The 2,674-nt window shown below is 42.1% G+C and carries 3 protein-coding genes; all 3 read right to left on the bottom strand.

Going from position 1 to position 2,674, the window contains the following annotated elements; genetic code table 11:
• Positions 1-971, bottom strand: a 971-nt coding sequence (gene purH, locus AC3LHT_RS06535; RefSeq protein WP_488662333.1) for a bifunctional phosphoribosylaminoimidazolecarboxamide formyltransferase/IMP cyclohydrolase, incomplete at its 3' end; no start/stop codon positions are given.
• Complete coding sequence (purN, locus tag AC3LHT_RS06530) at positions 953-1,618, bottom strand: phosphoribosylglycinamide formyltransferase (RefSeq protein ID WP_488662337.1); 666 nt, start codon at positions 1,616-1,618, stop codon at positions 953-955. The genes purN and purH, both read right to left, overlap by 19 nt.
• Positions 1,615-2,640: a phosphoribosylformylglycinamidine cyclo-ligase gene (purM, locus tag AC3LHT_RS06525; protein WP_488662336.1), complete on the bottom strand. Its 1,026-nt coding sequence runs from the start codon at positions 2,638-2,640 to the stop codon at positions 1,615-1,617. The genes purN and purM overlap by 4 nt, the downstream gene beginning before the upstream one ends.
• Between the last annotated feature and the right edge of the window lie 34 nt (positions 2,641-2,674).

Here is a 2,674-nt window from a genome sequence, read left to right as displayed (position 1 = left end):
TTGCTTATGGCTTTGGAGGTGGCTTCATCCATTTCTTGGTTCATAGCGATTATGCCGCCAAATATAGAAACAGGGTCTGCTTCATAAGCCTTTGACCAGGCTTCAAAGAGGGTATTTCCAATTCCTACGCCACAGGGATTGGTATGTTTTAGGGCAACTACAGCAGGAGTGGACTTCTCAAATTCCTTTAACAAATCGATGGCCGCAGATGCATCATTTATATTGTTGAAAGACAACTGCTTTCCATGCAACTGTCGGACTCCTGCTACTGTTCCAACACAATTTCCAACCTCTTTATAAAAGGCTCCCCTTTGATGCGGGTTTTCACCATAGCGGAGTTCCTGTACCTTTTCGTATGTGAGTGTTAGCTGTTCTGGAAAACCTGCCCCGGTTGTTTGGCTAAAATATTCGGCAATTAGAGCGTCATAATGAGCTGTGTGTTGGAAAGCCTTAGCACATAGCTCCCGCTTTGTTTGTAACGAAATCTCACCCTGTTCTCGAAGCTCCGACAAGACTTTTTCATAATCTTCGGGCTCTACTATAACCGCTACACTACTATGGTTTTTCGCAGCAGCTCGTATCATTGTTGGACCACCTATATCGATATTTTCAATAACCTTTTCGAGATCAACATCAGGTATTTGAATGGTTTTCTTAAAAGGATAAAGATTAACTACAACCAGATCAATGGGTTCAACTCCCAGATCCTGTAACTGCTTCAAATGCTCTTCGTTTTTTCTATCTGCTAGCAATCCCATGTGGATTTTTGGATGAAGTGTCTTCACCCTGCCATTTAAGCACTCAGGAAAGGACGTTAGTTGAGCAACATCTATTACAGAGATGTCGCTATCCCGAAGTGTCTTTGCAGTTCCACCAGTTGAAATAATCTCAAATCCCAATTTGACTAATCCTTTTGCAAAATCCACAATTTTTGTTTTATCAAAAACACTTATCAAAGCTCTTCTTGACATTCATTTCTCCTCCTCTGCTTTGTTTGAGGTAATATAATCACTTTCTTTCCAATTACCCTCAACCTATTTTCACAGAAAAGCTTTACAGCCAATGGATAGAGCCTGTGTTCAACTTCCAGCACTCTTTCTTTCAGGCTCTCAACCGTTTCATCGGGCCTAACCATTATGGCTTTTTGAAGAATAATAGGCCCTGTGTCGATTCCTTCATCTACAAAATGAACAGTTGCACCTGTGATTTTTACACCTGAAGCAAGAACGGCCTCATGGACTCTGTTACCGTAAAACCCCTTTCCACAGAACGCCGGTATCAGTGAAGGATGTACGTTCATAATACGCCCTTCAAAGTCCCTTGCAAACTTCCAGTTCAAAACTTTCATATATCCTGCAAGAAGAACTAAATCAATTCCACGGCTTTTCAATTCGCTGAGGATTCGTTCGTTATATTCATCACAGTCAAAAAACTCTTTGGAGTTTATCCATAATGCTTCTATATCGTTGTTTCTGGCTCTTTCAAGGGCATAAGCTTGCTTTCTGTTTGAAATCACCACATTGATCTCAGCATTCTTAATGAATCCAGTGTTTATGGCATCAATTAAAGCCTGTAGATTTGTACCGTTTCCCGAAGCCAGCACAGCTATTTTCCTCAGCAAAGCTTTATACCTCCTGTGCCACGAGTTATTCTGCCTATTACACATGCTCCTTCACCAGTGAGCTCTTTTACGATAAATTCCGCATCCTTAGGAGCAGCAACCATAACCATTCCGATGCCCATGTTGAAAGTCCTGAACATTTCCATGTTCTCAATCTGACCGAGCTTTTTTATGAGAGTAAAAACAGGAGGGATTTGCCAGCTTTTTACATTAATCTCCGCTATAAGCCCCTGAGGTATGATCCGGGGAACGTTTTCAATTATCCCGCCGCCTGTAATATGGGCTATACCTTTAAGTTTGGCTACCCGTTGTACCCTTTTTACATGAGGAACATATATTTTTGTAGGGTGAAGCAATTCCTCTCCAAGGGACTTCCCTAGCGATTCGATATATGTGTCCACTTTGAGTTTATGCTGTTCGAAGAGAATCCTTCTAACAAGGGAGAAGCCGTTACTGTGTAGTCCAGATGAAGGTATTCCCAGAACAACATCGCCTTCATTGATCTTGCTACCATCAATGATGTTGTCACGATCAACGACACCTACTGCAAATCCCGCAATATCATACTCTCCATTGGCGTAAAATCCTGGCATCTCAGCTGTTTCACCACCGATAATGGCACATCCCGCTGTTTTGCAGCCATCAGAAATTCCTTTTACCAGCGTTGCTATTTTCTTTGGTTCCAATTTACCTGTTGCTATGTAATCTAAAAAGAAAAGTGGAACTGCACCGGTGCACACAACATCATTCACACACATAGCCACACAGTCTATGCCTACAGTGTCATGGCGGTCAAGCATGAATGCTATTTTGAGCTTTGTTCCAACTCCATCTGCTCCTGAAACAAATACAGGATTCTTATAGCCCTCCAAATCAGGCTGAAAAAGCCCTCCAAAGCCTCCTATGTCACTTATAACACCGGGGGTTTCGGTGCTCTTGACATGTTCTTTCATCAGTTCTATTGCATATTTTCCGGCATCTATGTCAACACCTGCGGTTTTGTAATCAAATCTCGACATGAAAGTCCTCCTTCGCAAAAGCCATCTTGCTCCT

This window comes from Kosmotoga sp. (assembly GCF_982836095.1).
The sequence above is the reverse complement of the archived record's forward strand: the minus strand, read 5'-3'. Positions and strand labels throughout refer to the sequence as shown.